15 protein-coding genes are annotated in these 17,848 nt (G+C 44.8%); 10 read left to right on the top strand and 5 right to left on the bottom strand.

Annotation, left to right across the window (positions count from 1 at the left end; translation table 11 throughout):
• Window positions 1-21: 21 nt before the first annotated feature.
• The 3 genes from purE to AC07NA_RS03025 are packed head-to-tail and all read right to left on the bottom strand — an operon-like array spanning window position 22 to window position 2,335.
• Window positions 22-516 carry a 5-(carboxyamino)imidazole ribonucleotide mutase gene (purE, locus tag AC07NA_RS03035; protein ID WP_494895564.1) on the bottom strand — a complete coding sequence of 165 codons (495 nt, stop codon included), beginning with the start codon at window positions 514-516 and terminating at the stop codon, window positions 22-24.
• Window positions 513-1,175: a hypothetical protein gene (locus AC07NA_RS03030; RefSeq protein WP_494895562.1), complete on the bottom strand. Its 663-nt coding sequence runs from the start codon at window positions 1,173-1,175 to the stop codon at window positions 513-515. The genes purE and AC07NA_RS03030 overlap by 4 nt, the downstream gene beginning before the upstream one ends.
• Before the next feature lie 20 nt (window positions 1,176-1,195).
• Entirely contained in the window at window positions 1,196-2,335 is a 1,140-nt protein-coding gene (locus AC07NA_RS03025; RefSeq protein WP_345209250.1) for a 5-(carboxyamino)imidazole ribonucleotide synthase, read from the bottom strand.
• 125 nt (window positions 2,336-2,460) lie between these two features.
• Here AC07NA_RS03025 and AC07NA_RS03020 point away from each other — a divergent pair, with 125 nt between their 5' ends.
• A complete protein-coding gene (locus tag AC07NA_RS03020; RefSeq protein ID WP_494895559.1) occupies window positions 2,461-3,921 on the top strand; it encodes an NADP-dependent isocitrate dehydrogenase in 1,461 nt (486 codons plus the stop codon).
• Window positions 3,922-4,009: 88 nt separating this feature from the next.
• Window positions 4,010-4,615, top strand: coding sequence for a hypothetical protein (locus AC07NA_RS03015; protein WP_345209248.1), 606 nt, complete (start codon window positions 4,010-4,012; stop codon window positions 4,613-4,615).
• 31 nt (window positions 4,616-4,646) lie between these two features.
• Here the strand turns inward: AC07NA_RS03015 and AC07NA_RS03010 are convergent, their stop codons facing one another.
• Together AC07NA_RS03010 and AC07NA_RS03005 are read right to left on the bottom strand one after the other, a co-directional pair.
• Window positions 4,647-5,129 carry an NADH-quinone oxidoreductase subunit B gene (locus AC07NA_RS03010; protein ID WP_345209247.1) on the bottom strand — a complete coding sequence of 161 codons (483 nt, stop codon included), beginning with the start codon at window positions 5,127-5,129 and terminating at the stop codon, window positions 4,647-4,649.
• Window positions 5,119-5,742: an NADH-quinone oxidoreductase subunit A gene (locus tag AC07NA_RS03005; RefSeq protein ID WP_494895557.1), complete on the bottom strand. Its 624-nt coding sequence runs from the start codon at window positions 5,740-5,742 to the stop codon at window positions 5,119-5,121. The genes AC07NA_RS03010 and AC07NA_RS03005 overlap by 11 nt, the downstream gene beginning before the upstream one ends.
• Between AC07NA_RS03005 and AC07NA_RS03000 the strand changes: the two genes are divergently transcribed.
• The 8 genes from AC07NA_RS03000 to rnr all read left to right on the top strand — a co-directional run bounded on the left by AC07NA_RS03000 (window position 5,741) and on the right by rnr (window position 17,833).
• A complete protein-coding gene (locus tag AC07NA_RS03000; protein ID WP_494895555.1) occupies window positions 5,741-6,955 on the top strand; it encodes a BaiN/RdsA family NAD(P)/FAD-dependent oxidoreductase in 1,215 nt (404 codons plus the stop codon). The two genes, AC07NA_RS03005 and AC07NA_RS03000, sit on opposite strands and share 2 nt — an antisense overlap.
• Before the next feature lie 277 nt (window positions 6,956-7,232).
• Entirely contained in the window at window positions 7,233-9,809 is a 2,577-nt protein-coding gene (gene mutS / locus AC07NA_RS02995) for a DNA mismatch repair protein MutS (RefSeq protein WP_494895553.1), read from the top strand.
• A gap of 75 nt (window positions 9,810-9,884) precedes the next feature.
• Window positions 9,885-10,526, top strand: coding sequence for a C40 family peptidase (locus tag AC07NA_RS02990; RefSeq protein WP_494895551.1), 642 nt, complete (start codon window positions 9,885-9,887; stop codon window positions 10,524-10,526).
• Window positions 10,527-10,556: 30 nt separating this feature from the next.
• Window positions 10,557-10,679 carry a hypothetical protein gene (locus tag AC07NA_RS02985; RefSeq protein WP_494895549.1) on the top strand — a complete coding sequence of 41 codons (123 nt, stop codon included), beginning with the start codon at window positions 10,557-10,559 and terminating at the stop codon, window positions 10,677-10,679.
• Between the two features lie 35 nt (window positions 10,680-10,714).
• The gene (pbpC, locus tag AC07NA_RS02980; protein ID WP_494895547.1) at window positions 10,715-13,111 is read left to right on the top strand and encodes a penicillin-binding protein 1C; all 2,397 of its coding nucleotides are present in this window, start codon (window positions 10,715-10,717) and stop codon (window positions 13,109-13,111) included.
• Between the two features lie 51 nt (window positions 13,112-13,162).
• Window positions 13,163-13,870, top strand: coding sequence for a 3'-5' exonuclease (locus tag AC07NA_RS02975; RefSeq protein ID WP_494895545.1), 708 nt, complete (start codon window positions 13,163-13,165; stop codon window positions 13,868-13,870).
• Complete coding sequence (locus tag AC07NA_RS02970; RefSeq protein ID WP_494895543.1) at window positions 13,870-15,567, top strand: ABC transporter ATP-binding protein; 1,698 nt, start codon at window positions 13,870-13,872, stop codon at window positions 15,565-15,567. Before AC07NA_RS02975 ends, AC07NA_RS02970 begins: the two co-directional genes overlap by 1 nt.
• Window positions 15,568-15,694: 127 nt before the next feature.
• Window positions 15,695-17,833 (top strand): ribonuclease R, encoded by a 2,139-nt coding sequence (gene rnr / locus AC07NA_RS02965; protein WP_494895542.1) that lies wholly within the window; start codon window positions 15,695-15,697, stop codon window positions 17,831-17,833.
• The last annotated feature ends 15 nt before the right edge of the window (window positions 17,834-17,848 follow it).

The following is a 17,848-nucleotide window of genomic DNA, read 5'->3' as shown; positions in this document are numbered from 1 at the left end:
AACTCACAACCTACAACTAACCTACAAACCTTCCATTTCCCTTGCAGATTCTTCTACCTTTTGGGCTAAGCTTTCTTTAAAGGCTATCAGGTTTTTAGTTATGTTTTCATCTGCTGTCGCGATGATTTGAGCGGCTAATATGCCCGCGTTTTTTGCCGCGTTTAAAGCCACGGTAGCAACGGGGATGCCGTTAGGCATTTGCAATATAGATAAGATAGAATCCCAGCCGTCAATGGAGTTGCTCGATTTTACAGGCACGCCTATAACAGGTAAATGCGTTAAAGAGGCTACCATGCCCGGCAAATGCGCCGCGCCACCTGCACCGGCAATAATCACTTTTATGCCACGACCGGCAGCTTCCCTTGCGTAAGTAAACATACGATCGGGTGTACGGTGCGCCGATACAACAGTAATTTCGTAATCAACACCTAATTCTTTAAGTACATCGGCAGCATCCTGCATTACATGCAGATCTGATTTGCTACCCATTATTATTCCTATTTGTGGTTGGCTCATTTTTGTTTTGTTGCTAATTTTTTAATGATAAATACAATTACAAGTCCAAATAATGCTATTGCACCTATGGATATCATGTACCCTATAAATTTGCCTGTGGCATAGCCAATATTTGATGCATTACTTTGCCTTCTTAATTCACGTTTGACTGTAATTCTGAACGTATTAAGAAACGCTTGTAACTGATCATTATCAGAAGATAAAGAATCGGCACTCCATAAACCATAGGTAACCAAAGAATCATTTAAGAACACAGCCCGGTGATATCTGAATGATTCAATGTTATTTAAGGGTGCTTTATATGCAAATTCAATGCCCTCTAAACCGGAAATTTTAATTTGCTTCTTGTAAATAAGTTTACCCTTTGTAGATTCAAGGGAGCCACTTATAAAGCCCTCATAAATACTATCTGCCAAATGCTCAGTCAAAAGATCTTTAAAGCGATTTTGTATGTTAGAAACTTGTGATAAGTAGAAAGTGCCGTCATAATTTACAAAATACATTTTACCGGTTTCAACCTCGTTTATTTTCAGATCCTTTATCTGAGGCGTATCCGGAAATGTTATTTTAGCTATACCCAGATTTTGTGTATATTGATTTTGACAATACACCATCAGGAAATTCAGTATAAAAGCAATAGTTAATACTATTTTTTTCATTTAAACGTCTATCAACATTTTTAACTGATCACCTTTAAAGTGTTCTGCACATATCTTGCTTTTTCAATAGCTTTTTCCCTGTCAACGTCAACAATGGTTACGTGGCCCATCTTACGGAAAGGTTTGGTTAAGGCTTTGCCGTAAAGGTGTATGTATACCCCTGGGCATTTCAGTACCTTTTCTATCCCCTGGTAAATTGCAGGGCCTTCGTGGCCTGGTTCGCCCAGTACGTTTATCATAATGGCATTGTGCAGGCAGGCGGTATCACCTAATGGCTGATTGAATATAGCCCTTAAATGCTGCTCAAATTGCGATACGGTATTACCCTCAATGCTTTGGTGGCCGCTGTTGTGTGGGCGCGGAGCCAGTTCGTTCACCAGTATCTTGCCGCTCTTATCCAAAAACATTTCCACAGCCAGCAAACCTACTATTTTAAGGTCTTCTGCTATTTTTTTAGCTATCTGTTCGGCTTCCTGCTGTATCTCGAAACTCAGGGTAGAAGGGGCTATCAGGAACTCTACCAGATTAGCCTGCGGGTTAAACTCCATTTCAACCAGCGGGAAGGTTTTAACCTCGCCGCTTTCGTTACGGGCTACAATTACCGCTATTTCCTTTTCAAAGTCAATTAAACGCTCCACCAAACTTGGTTCGGTAAAAGCGCCTGCCAGGTCGGCTTCGTTGTTTACACGATAAACGCCCTTACCATCGTAGCCATCCCTGCGCAGCTTTTGTATATACGGGAAGGGGATATGGCTTTGCCTTAATTGCTCGGGCGATGAAATCACCTGGAACTCGGCCGTTGGGATATTGTTTTCTTTAAAGAATTGCTTTTGCAAACCTTTATCCTGTATCAGTCTGATCACTCTCGATTGCGGGTAAACCATAACGCCTTCGCGTTCCAGTTGCTCCAGCGCGTCAACATTTACCTTCTCAATTTCAATGGTAAGCAGGTCTACTTTCTTCCCAAAATTGTAAACTGTTTCGTAATCGCTTAACGATCCTACTACAAATTCTTCGCACAATTTGCGGCATGGCGCGCTGCGGTCGGGGTCTAAAACCTTAACCGTAACGTTGTAGTTTATAGCCTGTTGTATTAGCATACGACCCAACTGGCCGCCGCCTAAAATACCTAATTTCAAATCTCCGTAAAATGCCTTCATTATCAGGTTACAAGTTTACTCTAAATCTGACAAAAACCATACATCAATTTTACTGTTCAACTTCAATAGGGGGATTTAAAAGCCCTAATTTTGCAGCGTTTTACTAATAATTAGATATTTTTTTGATGAAGACCAAAATAGCAGTAGCCAATGGCGATGGAATAGGGCCGGAGATAATGGCATCAGTACTTAATATTTTTGAAGCTGATCATGTACCGCTCGAATACGAGTTTGTAGAGATGGGTAAATCTTACTTTGATGCCGGGCATTCAACCGGGATGACCGAAAAAGCGAAAGAAACCATCGAAAATTTAGGCCTGCTTTTTAAAGGCCCAATGGAAACCCCGAAAGGCAAGGGCGTAAAAAGTATTAATGTTACTGCACGCAAAGTTTGGAATACTTACGCTAATCAACGCGATTTTAGAACGTTGAACGGCGTGGAAACCGTGTTTTCAAAAGCAGGCACACAAATAAACCTCACCATTGTACGCGAAAATATTGAGGATACCTACGGCGGTATTGAGCACATGCTGACTAATGACGTAGCTGTTGGTCGCCGCATTATTACCCGCCCGGGTTCGGCGCAGGTAATCCGTTACGCGTTTGAAATGGCCCGCCGAAAAGGATACAAAAAAGTAGCATGCGGCCATAAGGCCAATATCATGAAACTAACGGACGGTATTTTCCTGGAAACGTTTTATGAAGTAGCTAAAGATTACCCCGAAATAGAGGCTTATGATATCATAGTGGATGATCTTTGCATGAAGCTGGTATCGCGCCCCGAAATGTTTGAGGTAGTGGTATTGACTAATTTACAAGGCGATATCGTATCAGATCTTTGTGCCGGTTTAGTTGGCGGCCTCGGCTTTGCACCATCAGCTAACATCGGCGATAATATTTCCATCTTCGAGGCTGTGCACGGTACCGCGCCGGATATTGCAGGTAAAGGCATTGCCAACCCAACAGCCTTATTGCTTTCCGGTATTTCTATGCTGCGGTATTTAGGTTTAACAACTCATGCGGCTACTATTGAAAACGCGTTGCTATATACACTTGAACAAGGCATCCACACAGGTGATTTCGGCGACCGCTCAACTACATCAGTTAATATCGAAGGTTTTGCTAACGCGATAATTGCCAATTTGGGTAAACAACCGGCAAAGGGCAGCGTACAAGCGCAGGCTGATATCGAGCCTAAGGCGAATACGATAACCAGGCCTGAAAAAAATAAGCTAACCGTTATTGCTCCCGTAACAAAACAGGAGATACAAGGTGTAGATATTTTCGTAGAATCAACCTTACAACCCGGTGAAATCGCCGAAGTGGCCAAGAGCAAACTGAACGATAAGTTTAAGCTGATCATGATCTCAAACCGTGGCACACAGGTTTGGCCAACAGGCTCAATTTATACCGAACTGGTGAATGAATTCAGGATACGTTATGAAAAAACTGATGGCGTTGAACTTAGCCAAAGAGATGTGCTTGCTATAGCCGCCGAACTATCGGATGCTATAAAAGTGTGTTCTGTTGAGTTATTGATGATTTTTGATGGAAAACCCGGCTATTCGCTGGCCCAAGGGCAATAATTATTTGCGCTTTGATATAATAAAATGAAAAATAAAAAGCTGCCTTTATTAAAGATACGGGCAACTTTTTCTTGTAACTTTATAAAAAATGGACGTAGTTGAATTACCGTTTTTACTGGAAAACAAGATCAACAAAAAGATCATCTTTTCTGTTGAGGGGCTTTCTATTGAAAAACTTTCCGGTTTCAACAATCCTGTAAATATTCCGGCAGAGAATATCGCTGCCATACGCTACGGCACTTACTTAACCCGCGGCTATATTTTTGCCATTGGCAGGCAGTATTACATCGAGCTAAAGGAGTATAACGATAAGGTACACCGCATTAAGCTCAACTCCGTTTACGGTATCAAAAATAAAACCTATTACCGTTTATGGATAGATATTTTTGATAAGCTGTGGACTTACTATTTTGCCAATATCCTTAACTACTATATAGAACTGGTTAACATTCAGCAGGCTTTTGAAATAGCGGGGGTGATGTTTACTGCCGATGGTATTATATTGGATAAGAAACACAATATAGCCTGGGTAGATATCGCCATTAGTAATTACCGTGCCTACTTTATGATATATGATCGTAAAAACTACCGCGTTAACAAAAGCTGTAGTTTCGCTAACGATTGGAACGCCATTGTTTTACAATCGCTGGTGAAGAGTATAGTGGAGTTTTACAAATCGGTATCCAACGCCTAATGTCGAACATCGACTCTAAATCAATTTTTCATTAAGCTTTTATCAAACTTTCTCCGGCAATTTTCTTTTGCAATTCTAAAATAGCGCCTATCAATGCTTCGGGGCGTGGCGGGCAACCTTGTACATACACGTCAACCGGTATCACCCTGTCAACACCCTTTACCACATGATAACCGTGCTGCCAATACGGGCCGCCGCAGTTTGAACATGAACCCATGCTGATCACATATTTAGGATCGGGCATTTGCTCGTATAACCTTTTGATGCGTTCGGCCATTTTAAAGGTAACTGTACCTGCAATAATGATCACATCTGCCTGGCGGGCCGATGGACGTGGGAATACGCCGAAACGATCGAGATCATAAGTTGATGCCATAGAGCCCATCATTTCAATAGCGCAGCAGGCTATACCAAAACTTAACGGCCATAATGATGATAAACGTGCCCAATTAAGCAGGTCGTTCATTTTGGTGATCACTACACCACCGCTTTCATTAGTCAAATCAGGCGTCATTTGCGGGCTTTTTAAAGGTTGGTTTAAACATAGGTTTCTTTACAGCGGTAGCTGCTTCGGCAACAGGCGCGGCGGTAACGGCGGCTTTTTCAGGTTCGGGCAATGTGTTTTCTGTTGTAAATGCCCGTATCTTAAATGAACCCTGCTCCAGGTTTATCCGGTCGTAAAGGCTTGCAGGTATTGCTACATCTACCGTAGGTACTACCGGTTTTGATTTTATCCAGTCGAGGTCGCCTTTTAACCATACATAGGCCAGCCCTAATATCAGTATACCTAAAAATATAAACATCTCTGCCAGCGAAAACCATCCCCAGCGGGCATCAACAGCCAGCAGCTCATGGCTGCCAAAAACCGTGGCCCATGGGAACACGAATACCATCTCTACATCGAACAGTAAAAATATTAACGCGATCACATAAAAGCGTCCGTTAAAGGGCATCCAGGCATTTCCGGTAGGCTCTTCACCACATTCATAGGAAGTTAGCTTTTCGGCGTTAGGGTTGCGTGGGGCAATTAAGCGGCTTAAAAAGAAGGTGCCGCCAACGGCCAAAATACCTACTATTAAAAATATGAGTATCTTTCCAAATTCAGATATTTGCGAAACCTCGTGCATGACAGCAAATTTAACAAAACAAACAGACTTTGACGCTATAATTATTGGCGGCGGCGCTTGCGGACTAATGTGTGCCGTACAGGCAGGCTTTTTAGGCAAGCGTACTTTAATAATGGAAAAGGCCGATCGCGTTGGCGCTAAAATATTAATTAGCGGCGGCGGGAGGTGCAATTATACCAACCTGTATGCTTCGGCACAGCAGTTTATTTCGCAAAACGAACACTTTTGTAAATCGGCCTTCGCCCAGTGGACGGTGGAGGATACCATCAGCTTTTTTGAAACTTACGGCGTAATAGGCAAGGAGAAAACGCTTGGCCAATTGTTCCCGGTGAGCGATAAAGCGAAAGACATTGTAAAGGTATTTACCGACCTGTGCCACGATATGGAACAGGAAATTTGGTGCGATACCGAAGTAAAAGGCATCGACCAAACCGGCGATGGCTTTACCATAACTTACGAACGTAATGGCCGCGAACTACAGATCAATACTGCCAAGGTGGTAATTGCTTCAGGTGGATTGCCGGTACAAAAAATGGGCGCTACCGATTTTGGTCTGCGTGTTGGTCGTAAATTCGGCATGGTGATCACCGAAACGGCCCCGGCACTGGTACCGCTTACCATAACGGGTAAAGATCAGCCCTGGTACGAGCAGCTATCAGGCAGCAGTATTTTTTGCAGGGTATGGAACGACAGGATCAGCTTTGAAGAAAATATACTCTTTACACATTGGGGATTGAGCGGACCCGCCATTCTGCAAATATCATCCTACTGGAAACCGGGCGAATACATTTACCTTGACCTGCTGCCCGATAAAAACATAGAAGACATCATTCAGCAGGAGCGGGAAGTAAACGGTAAAAAGATGCTGCTTAGTCTGCTGGCTACCCTGTATACCCGCAAATTTGCCGAAGCGTTGAGCAATCATCTTCCCGTTGAAAAGAACCTTGCCTCTTTAAGTAAAGCGGATATAGAAGCGATCAGTCAGCTGATCCACGAATTCCGGGTGAAACCGGCAGGGGATAAGGGCTATGATAAAGCCGAAGTAATGCGCGGCGGTGTATCTACCGATGAACTATCCTCCAAAACACTGGAAGCTAAAAAAATGCCCGGCCTGTATTTCGGCGGCGAATGCGTTGACGTTACCGGCTGGTTGGGCGGCTACAATTTTCAATGGGCCTGGGCTTGCGGTTTTGTTATAGCGCAAAGCTTATAGTTGTGGGTTGTGAGTTGTAAGTTGTGTGGGAGGAGGTCCGAGGTTTCGGGTTCGGGGTTTCAGTATCCTTGATGTTTTATGTGGAGGGTAGCGAAAGGTTTTCTTGAAGCGACAGTACTTTTTTTGATTTTTGAATTTTAACTTTTGAATTACCTTTCTATTTACCAACAAACAAACTTTTTTCAACATAGCTGATAAAGCCACGCTAAGAAATTAACTTTACCGATTAAAATTCGGCACAACATTGGCAAAAGATACTACGAAAGAAACACCCCTGATGCAGCAGTACAACGCTATAAAGGCGAAGTACCCGGGCGCTTTGCTATTGTTCCGTGTAGGTGATTTTTATGAAACCTTTGGCGAAGATGCTGTAAAAGCATCGGGTATATTGGGCATTGTACTTACCCGCAGGGCCAATGGCGCTGCAACACATATCGAACTGGCGGGCTTTCCGCACCATTCGCTCGAAACCTACCTGCCAAAACTGGTGCGTGCAGGTCAGCGTGTGGCTATTTGCGATCAGCTGGAAGACCCAAAAACTACCAAGACCATTGTAAAACGCGGCGTTACCGAACTGGTTACTCCCGGCGTAGCCACCAGCGATAATATATTACAACAAAAAAGTAACAACTACCTGGCATCACTCTATTTTGAAAAAAATACAGTGGGTATTGCTTTGGTAGATATATCAACCGGCGAGTTTTTAACCGCGCAGGGTAATACCGATTATATTGATAAGCTGCTGCAAAGCTTCGCGCCGAGCGAAGTGATTTACCCTAAAAGCCGTCAGAGTGATTTTAAGGATAGCTATGGCGACCGCTTTTATACTTATACCCTTGATGAGTGGCCTTACAGCGGCGATTACGCGCAGGAAACACTGTTAAAGCACTTTGGTGTAAAATCATTAAAAGGCTTTGGTATTGATAAGCTGCCGCTGGGCATCATCGCATCGGGCGTAGCCTTGCATTATTTAAACGAAACGGAGCACCGTAACCTTCAGCATATTTCGGCCATTGGTCGTATTGAGGAGGACCGTTACCTGTGGCTCGACCGTTTCAGTATCCGCAACCTCGAATTGGTGGGCTCGGCTAACGAGAACGCCCTTACATTGGTTGATGTGCTGGATAATACCTGTTCGCCGATGGGCGCACGTTTGCTTCGCCGCTGGATAGTGATGCCGCTAAAGGAGATCAAGCCGATAAATGACCGCCTTAACGTGGTTGAATACCTGATAGAGCAACAGGAACTGCGCGAAACCTTACAGGAAAACATCCGTCGTATTGGTGATCTGGAAAGGCTGATCTCAAAGATCGGCTTGCAAAAGGCCAATCCGCGTGAAGTTTGCCAGCTTAAAAAGGCGTTAATCGCTATCAGCGAGATCAAAAAGATCAGCGAAACATCTGAAAGTTTGCCCTTACAGGCCATTGGCTCACAGCTTAACCCTTGCACTATTATGTGCGAGCGGATAGAACGTGAACTGAACCCCGAGCCCCCGGTAATGCTGGTAAAAGGTTCGGTAATGAGCGAAGGAATTAACGAAGAGCTGGATCGTTTACGCAAGATCGCTTTCGGTGGTAAAGGGTATTTGCTGGAAATTCAACGCCGTGAGGCAGAGATTACCGGGATACCATCCCTGAAAGTATCCTTCAACAACGTGTTTGGCTACTATCTTGAAGTTACGCACTCGCACCGCGATAAGGTACCAACCGAATGGATCCGTAAGCAAACATTGGTAAATGCCGAGCGCTACATTACCCCCGAACTTAAGGAATACGAAGAACAAATTTTGGGTGCCGAAGAAAAGATACTGGCGCTTGAAACACAACTATATAATGACCTGCTTTATTCGCTTGCCGAATATATTAAGCCGATACAGCTTAACGCCCAACTGGTTGCCCGTTTAGATGTCCTGCTGAACTTCGCGCATATCTCCATCCGTAACCATTACGTTAAGCCCAAAATGGACGAAAGCCGCATGCTGGATATAAAAGGCGGCCGTCACCCGGTAATTGAAAAGAACTTGCCGATAGGTGAGGACTATATCACCAACGATGTTTACCTCGATTCGGATACGCAGCAGATCATTATTATTACCGGCCCCAATATGGCGGGTAAATCGGCCTTATTGCGGCAAACAGGCCTGATTGTGCTGATGGCGCAGATGGGGTGTTTTGTGCCCGCAAAAGCCGCTACTATTGGTTTGATCGATAAGATATTTACACGGGTAGGTGCTTCGGATAACCTGTCGTCGGGCGAGTCGACCTTTATGGTGGAGATGAACGAAACGGCCAGCATCCTCAATAACCTGTCGGACAGGAGTTTGATCCTGCTGGATGAGATTGGTCGTGGTACATCAACTTACGATGGTATCTCCATAGCATGGTCAATTGCTGAATATTTACACAACCACCCATCTGCCAGGGCAAAAACATTGTTTGCTACCCACTACCATGAGTTAAATGAGTTAAGTAATTCATTTACACGTGTTAAAAACTTCAATGTTTCGGTAAAAGAGGTTGGTCAGCAAATCATCTTCCTGCGTAAATTGGTACCGGGCGGCAGCGAACACAGCTTTGGTATCCACGTGGCCAAACTGGCCGGTATGCCGCCAAAGGTACTGAGCCGTGCCAACGAGATATTGAAGAAGCTGGAGAACGAACGTACTGGTGGTGAACACATTAAGGAGAGTATCCGCAAGGTGCAAAAACAGGCGGTGCAAATGCAGATGTTCTCGATAGATGACCCTGTGCTGGTGAAAATACGCGATACCCTGAACAACCTCGATGTAAATACACTTACCCCGGTAGAGGCGCTGATGAAGCTGGATGAGATACAAAGAGTGGTAAAAAGCTGATAGTAAACAACGTGTCGGGTTTGTATCATTCAAAGATAAACTAACGTACTGTAATGAAACGTTTAACATAGTCAGATGAAATTACCTATCAACCCGAAACTTTTATTACTATCAATAGCTATTGCCACAATAATGGCCTCATGCAGCAGCATGAAGAAAACACAGCGGCCAATTGCCCGTAATGGCAACGGACAAATAGCTGAACCAACCGCCCCAACAGTCAAAAAGCGTGGTCCGTATATTATGGAGACTCCCGATAAGGAGATCGCTACCAAGTATTCTACGTTAATGGGGGTGAAGAAGAACGACATCAAGAACGGCAGGTTATATAATTTTATTGAAGAATGGATGGGTACTCCTTACCGTTTCGGTGGCTTGGGTAAAGATGGGGTAGATTGTTCCGGCTTTGTATATAACCTGGAGCAGCAGGTATACGACATTGCCAATATGCCACGCTCAACTAATTTGCAGATCAATTTCATAAAACGTAAATACGAAGAGGAATTAAAAGAAGGCGACCTCGTTTTCTTCGATTTCGACGGTAAACAGTTTAGTCACGTAGGTGTGTACCTGCAAAATGGGTATGTGGTGCATGCCAGTACCCGCCGCGGGGTGATCATCGTAAAACTGCACGACCCATCGTTGTATAAGTATTTTTCACGCGGCGGTTCTATCATTTTAGAAGGGGATAGCGAAGAACAAAGCAGCGGCAGATAAGCGATAGCTAATTATTTGTAATTTTACCCCATGCCAAAAGAAAAAGAAGACTACTCATTCTGGACCAAATACAAACACTTCGCCGGTACCGAGATTATGCTGTACGTAATTATGGTGGTAGGTATTATATTAGGGATAGCAATATTTAGTTGATTTCATAGCTTTGAGTTGATGATCTGTCACTCTCCATGCATCCACGCTTAAAACGCATAACCAACTGGCTTAAAAAGCCCAAAAGCCTTGTTAAGCTTTCGGTATTGCTGGCGATTGTATTGCTGTTTATTTTTTGCCTGCCCAAACCCTTATTCAACAGCCCGACCTCCTACGTTATCGACGATGATCAGGGTCAGCTTTTAGGAGCGTCCATCGCGTCAGACGGACAATGGCGCTTTCCTTACAATGAAAATGTTCCGGAGAAGTTTAAGCAATGCATCATAGCTTTTGAGGATAAGCGTTTTGAATACCACCCGGGAGTTGACATTTTGGCTTTGGGGCGCGCGATTAAGCATAGTATCAGTGCAGGGCATGTAACCAGCGGGGGCAGTACCCTTACCATGCAGGTAATCAGGCTGGCGACTCATCATAAACGTACGGTGTGGAACAAGCTGAAGGAAATTTTTATGGCGCTCCGTTTGGAGGCTGGGTACAGCAAAAAAGAGATACTGGCCTTGTACACCAGCAACGCGCCTTTTGGCAGTAACGTGATCGGGCTGGATGCCGCATCATGGCGGTATTTTGGCCGTAGTCCGGATAAACTCTCCTGGGGCGAAATGGCCGCTATGGCTGTGCTGCCCAATTCACCATCGCTGGTACATCCCGGCAGAAACAGGCAGATCCTGTTAAAGAAGCGTAACCGCCTGCTGGATAAGATGCGAAAGGAAGGCATCATTGACAGCACCACGGCCGAATTAGCCAAACTGGAACCCGTACCCGATAAACCGATGGCCTTACCGCAGGAGGCGCCGCACTTATTGCAGGTATTCAGGCAGGCGCACAAAAACAAGAAACAAACCGGCGATACCCGGATAACTACCACTATAAAGTCGACCCTGCAACAGCAGGTAGTTGAAATTATGGAACGCCATCACCAGGTGTTAAAGGCCAATGATATTAATAACATAGCCGCCGTAGTGCTTGATGTAGAAACAGGCGCCGCGCTGGCCTATGCCGGTAATGTTTTTCATCCCGGTGATGTTCAATTAGAGAGCGATGTAAATGTGGTAAATGCGCCGCGCAGTCCGGGGAGTACGCTTAAGCCTTTGCTGTACGCCGCCATGCTACACGATGGCTTTATACTGCCCAATAGTTTGATACCCGATGTACCCACGCAGATAGCAGGTTATCATCCCGAAAATTTCGACCTCGGTTATGATGGTGCTGTGCCGGCCTCAAAAGCCTTGTCGCGGTCATTGAATGTACCGGCTGTAAAAATGTTGCAGCAATACAAATACGAGCGGTTTTACGATTTTTTGCATCGGGCGGGTATCACCACGTTAAACCAACCTGCCGATCATTACGGTCTTTCGTTAATCCTCGGCGGAGGCGAAAATACCCTTTGGGAACTTACCGGTGCCTACGCCGATATGGCGCGGGTACTGAACCATTATACTAAATACAATGGTAAATATGATCCTGCCGATCTGCACCGGCCGGTATACACACGTTCAGCCAAGCAAAAACCTGAACTGGAAAAAGCAGGTTTACTGGATGCAGGCTCTATCTATTATACCCTGCAAGCGATGGAAGAGGTAATGCGCCCCGGCGAGGAGTTGCTTTGGCAGCAGTTCAGCTCATCGCAGCGGGTGGCCTGGAAAACGGGCACCAGTTTTGGCTTTCGCGATGGCTGGGCTATTGGCATTACCCCTAAATACGTGGTAGGGGTATGGGTAGGCAATACCGATGGCGAAGGTCGTCCGGGTTTAACAGGGATTAATACCGCCGCGCCGGTACTGTTCGATATTTTCAGGTTATTGCCCGCGGTTCGCGATTGGTTTGAAATGCCGGTAGGCGAAATGGTGAAGATAAAGGTATGCCGCGAAAGCGGCTATCGTGCCGGACCATATTGTGATCATCCCGAAGAAATATGGGTACCTAAAAATGGCACAAAAGCCTGGGTATGCCCATGGCATCAGCTGGTGCACCTTTCTGCCGATGGTAAATGGCAGGTAACATCAGATTGCGAACCGCCCGAACGGATAGTCAACAAAAATTGGTTTATACTGCCGCCGTCGATGGAGTATTATTATAAGGCCCGCAGCTATGAATATCATGTGTTGCCACCATTCCGTGCAGATTGCGCGCAGGAGAATGCCAACCCGATGGAGGTGATTTACCCTAAAGATGGAGCTAAAATTTACGTGCCTTTAGAGGCCGATGGTACACGCGGAAGAATGATATGCAATGCCGCGCACAGGCTAAAAGGCGTTAAAATATTTTGGCACCTTGATGATAAGTATGCAGGCGAAAGTTTGGATTTTCATCAGATGGCGCTTAACCCTTTGCCGGGTAAACATAAGCTTACACTGGTTGATGGCAACGGCAATACCACTGTCATAAATTTTGAGGTACTGGATAAGGATAAATAAAACACGCGCATAATGCTTATCTTGGTACTCATATAAACTATTATTCTGCCCATGCTCGAACAGTACGACCTGTATAATATAATGGTGCTTGATATTGAAACGGTACCGCAATACAGCAGTTTTGACCAGGTTCCTCCTCATTTTCAAAAACTTTGGGATGCCAAAACGGTAAACCAGCGTAAAGAAGAAACAGCCGAGACTTTCTACGAACGTGCAGGTATATGGGCCGAGTTTGGTAAAATTATTTGCATATCGGTAGGCATCTTTACTGGCGGACAAAAGCCGGGCTTGCGTGTAAAATCCTTTTCGGGACATGATGAGCGCGAGCTGTTGATTGATTTTGCAAGATTATTAGCAGGGCAGCCACCCAACCTGGTGCTTTGCGCGCATAACGGACGTGAGTTTGATTTTCCGTATATATGCCGACGCATGCTGGTGAACGGCATTAAACATCCGCAGCAGCTGGAAATTTCCGGTAAAAAACCATGGGAGATCAACCATTTGGATACTATGGAACTTTGGAAGTTCGGCGATTATAAAAACTATACTTCATTAAGCCTGCTTACCGCCATATTTGATATCCCCACACCCAAAGATGATATTGACGGCAGCCAGGTAGGTTCCGTTTACTGGAATGATAATCAACTGGAGCGGATATGCACCTACTGCCAAAAAGATGTGGTAGCCACCGCGCAATTGCTCAGGCGGTACAGGGGAGAAGAGCTCATTCCCGATGAAAATATTACCATAGTTGGTTGATGATGCTGGAGGTAAATGATCTGCGCATCCGGTTTAAAACCCAAAACGGCTTTTTTGAAGCGGTAAAAGGCGTGTCATTTAATTTAAGCAAGGGCGAAACCATCGGTATAGTAGGTGAATCCGGTTCGGGTAAATCGGTTACCTCGCTGGCGCTGATGCGTTTATTGGATGTAAAGCAGGCGCAGATAAGTGGTAGTGTTACTTTAGACGGTAAAGCGATATGCAGTTTATCGGAAGAGGAGATGCGCGAAATTCGTGGCAACCGTATGGCCATGATCTTCCAGGAGCCCATGACCTCGCTTAACCCGGTGCTTACCTGCGGCTACCAGGTTACCGAAGCCATTGTTCAGCACCTGAAAGTAAGTAAGGCAGACGCGAAAGTACAAGCCATAAAACTGTTTAATGAGGTGCAATTGCCAAGGCCGGAGGCGATATTTGAGAGTTATCCTCACCAAATATCGGGCGGGCAAAAACAGCGTGTAATGATCGCTATGGCCCTATCCTGCAATCCCGATCTGCTGATTGCCGATGAGCCAACCACCGCGCTTGATGTAACCGTGCAAAAAACCATTATTGAGTTACTGCTAAAGCTAAAGGCCGAGCGCAACATGAGCATCATCTTCATCTCGCATGATCTGGGGGTGATCAGGCAAATTGCCGATCGTGTACTGGTAATGTACAAGGGGGATGTGGTAGAAGAAGCCTATGTGAACGACCTGTTTGAGAATCCGCAGCATCCATATACCAAAGGTTTACTGGCCTGCCGTCCATCGCCCGATTACCGATTAAAGAAACTACCAGTTGTAGCCGACTTTTTCAATACAGATAATAACCTATCCATTGAAAGCATTCGTGAACGATATGCCTATACGGATAAAGACATAGATAAACGCCGTAAAAAGCTGTACGACCGTGCACCTATACTAAAAGTTAATCAACTAAGTACATGGTTCCCGGTAAGCAGGGGGCTTTTCGGTTCATCAAAAGCGGTAGTAAAAGCCGTTAACCAGGTTAGTTTTGAAGTGTTTCCGGGTGAAACCCTGGGACTGGTGGGCGAATCCGGCTGTGGCAAAACAACATTGGGCCGAACGATATTAAGGTTGATAGAACCAACATCGGGCAATATCAACTTCGAAAATACCGATCTGCGAAAGCTCAACGTTAACGATATGCGCCGGATGCGCCGCGATATCCAGATCATCTTTCAGGATCCGTACTCGTCACTTAATCCGCAATTAACCATCGGTCAATCGTTAATGGAACCTTTACAGGTGCATAAACTGTATTGTAATGATACCCTGCGTAAGCAAAAGGTGCTTGATTTGCTTGAACGGGTGAGTTTACTGCCCGAACATTTTAACCGTTACCCTCATGAGTTTTCGGGCGGACAAAGGCAGCGTATCGTTATTGCGAGGGCGCTGGTGTTGCAACCCAAGTTTATCATCTGCGATGAATCTGTTTCGGCACTGGATGTATCGGTACAGGCTCAAGTGCTTAATTTACTGCGCGAATTACAGCAGGAGTTTAACCTTACCTATATCTTCATATCACACGATCTGGCGGTGATCAAGCACATATCCGACCGTATGATGGTGATGAACAAAGGCGAAATCGTAGAGATGGGTTATCCTGATGATATTTACAATAACCCGCAGCAAGCTTACACCAAAGGGTTGATAGCAGCTATACCTAAATAATTAAGAAAGAGCCTTCAACCCTTATATAGTAAAATAAATTTTAATAATACTTTGAAAACAAGGGCTTAGAACACAATCCGCTTTTTGGTGTTTAATTATATACCTTTGTTATTATACCATACTATAAATGTCTAAAAAGAAAAACAACAACTCTTCTATAAAAACGGTGCTAACCCAGTTAGTGCTTGGCATATTTGAACAAAACGGCAATACGCCGCTCAACTATAAACAGGTTTCGGCCAAACTAAATGTACGCGATACCGAAGCACGCGACATCATCCTCGAAATATTAAAAGACGAAGCCAAAAAAGAAGTACTAAAACAAATCGCCCCCGGAAAATTCCAGCTGCTCGAACTTAAAACCTTTGTTGAGGGCAGGGTAGATATGACGGCTGATGGTTCGGCTTTTATTGTGACTGATGATGAACACGAAACCGACATCTTCGTGGCTCCACGCAAACTGCGCACTGCCTTACATGGCGACCGTGTAAAGGTTTATGTATACGCCAAAAACAAAGGCCGAAGCAAAGAAGGCGAGGTAATAGAGATATTGCAACGCCGCAAAATGGAGTTTACCGGTATTGTAAAACTATCTGAAAGATATGCTTTCTTCATTCCGGATGACCGTAAGATGCTGCATGATATTTTCATCCCGCTTACCGAACTTAATGGCGCCAAAAACGGGATAAAGGCTGTAGCCGAAATAACAGATTGGCCTACAGATGCCAAAAATCCGATTGGTCGCATTAAGAACATATTGGGTGCCCAGGGCGAAAACGATACCGAAATGAACGCCATATTGGCCGAATACGGTTTTCCGCTATCGTTCCCGGCAGAGGTGGAACACGATGCAGAGCAGATCTCGGATATAATTAGTCCGGAAGAAATTGCTAAACGCCGTGATTTCCGCGACGTATTAACCTTTACAATCGACCCATTTGACGCTAAAGATTTTGACGATGCCTTATCCTACAAATTATTGGATAACGGCAATTACGAGGTTGGCGTACACATTGCCGACGTAGCTCATTATATTATACCCGATTCGGCTTTGGATAAGGAAGCTTTTGAACGCGGTACATCTGTTTATCTGGTTGATAGGGTGATCCCGATGCTACCGGAAAGATTATCGAACGGCTTATGCTCGCTTCGCCCGAAAGAAGACAAATTGTGTTTTGCGGCTGTTTTTGAGCTGGATAATAATGCCAATATCGTGAACGAATGGTACGGTAAAACGGTGATCCATTCCGACAGACGCTTTACCTACGAAGAAGTACAGGAGATTATTGAAGCGCAGGAAGGTGAATACAGCGCCGAAATATTAAAACTAAACGAACTGGCCCATATACTGCGCGACCGTAAATTCAAGAACGGCGCTATCAGCTTTGAAACTACCGAGGTTAAATTTAAGCTGGATGAACAAGGCAAGCCAATAGGCGTTTATGTAAAAGAGCGTAAGGACGCTCACAAATTGATCGAAGACTTTATGCTGCTGGCTAACCGTAAGGTGGCCGAGCATGTGAGCAAAATGGGTAAAGGCAAACATAAATATACCTTTGTATACCGCGTGCACGATTCGCCTAAGCCCGATTCACTGGCCAACTTCGCGCAGTTCGCCGCAAGGTTTGGATATAAGATTAGTACAAAATCTGACAAGGATACTGCCCGTTCACTCAATTACCTGATGAACGATGTGGAAGGTAAAAAAGAACAGAACGTGCTTACCCAGCTGGCTATACGCTCAATGGCAAAAGCTATTTATACCACAAAAGGAACCAGTCATTACGGCCTGGCCTTTGATCATTACACCCACTTTACTTCACCCATACGCCGTTACCCCGATGTAATGGTGCACCGGTTACTATTCCATTATTTAAACGGAGGGCAATCGGCCAATGCCGAGCATTACGAAAAAATGTGCGAACACAGCTCCCAAATGGAGAAAAAGGCTGCTGATGCCGAACGTTCATCTGTTAAATATAAACAGGCCGAATACCTGCAAAATCAGGTTGGCAATATCTTTAGCGGTGTTATATCGGGCTTAACCGAGTGGGGAATGTATGTTGAGATCATAGAGAACAAGTGCGAGGGTATGATACGCCTGCGCGATATCAGCGATGATTTTTACACTTTAGACGAAAAGAACTACGCCATAATTGGTCAGCGTAAAAAGAAGGTATATCAACTGGGCGATGAAGTTCAAATACGTGTAAAAAACGTTGACCTCACCAAAAAGCAAATAGATTTCTCGTTAGTACAGGAGTAACTATATTTGCAGGGC

It is taken from the genome of Mucilaginibacter sp. GW821-FHT07G05 (assembly GCF_059418565.1).
Note: the sequence above shows the minus strand (reverse complement) of the source record. Positions and strands in the feature narration are given on the sequence as shown.